Raw genomic sequence first — 736 nt, 5'->3', positions numbered from 1 at the left:
GACCAGGCTCTGCTCGACGGCACGGCGGATCGCGGCCGTGTCGTTCGGGTCCTCGGCCCGCGCCGTCTGCACACCCGAGGCGAAGGTCCGCAGCAACCGCGGATTGCGCAGGTCGCCCAGGAACAACGCGCCACCGGGCGCCAGCAGACGGAAGGCCTGCTCTACGACCTGCGTCAGGTATCCGCTGTTCGGGAAGTACTGGGCCACGGAGTTGAGCACGATCGTGTCGAAGTGCGCCTGCGGCAGGTCGCCGTGCTCGTGGGCGGCCTGCACCCGGAGCCTGACCCGCCGGGCCAGCTCGGGGTCAGCGTCGACATGGCGCCGCAGTTCCTCCACGACGACCGGGGAGAAGTCCGTGCCCCAGTACTCCTCGCACTCGGGCGCCAGTCCGGACAGCAGCAGACCGGTGCCAACACCGATCTCCAGGACACGGCCGGGCTTGAGCGCCCTGATCCGTTCAAGCGTGGCCGCACGCCACTCCCGCATCTCGGGCAGCGGGATCGGCTCGCCGTCGTAACTGCTGTTCCAGCCGGAGAAGTCCTCGCCCAGCGTCGAACCGGGCGCCGAGTACAACGAGTCGTAGAGATCCTGCCACTCGCCGATCTGGTCCCGCTCCTCCTCGTCCCCCGTCGGTCCGCCGTTGTCGGGGACGACGTAGGCGATCAGGCGGGTGCTGCCGGGCTGGTCATGATGAGCGACCACGGCGGCCTGACCGACCGCGGGATGATCGGTCAGG

At 69.7% G+C, this 736-nt stretch carries 1 protein-coding gene; it reads right to left on the bottom strand.

The window, feature by feature from the left end:
- Nucleotides 1-736, bottom strand: a 736-nt coding sequence (locus OO52_RS45575) for a class I SAM-dependent methyltransferase (protein WP_037671664.1), incomplete at both ends; no start/stop codon positions are given.

Origin of the sequence: Streptomyces flaveolus, from assembly GCF_000716535.1 — a bacterium.
In the GTDB taxonomy this organism is placed as follows: Bacteria; Actinomycetota; Actinomycetes; order Streptomycetales; family Streptomycetaceae; genus Streptomyces; species Streptomyces flaveolus_A.
The sequence above is the reverse complement of the archived record's forward strand: the minus strand, read 5'-3'. Positions and strand labels throughout refer to the sequence as shown.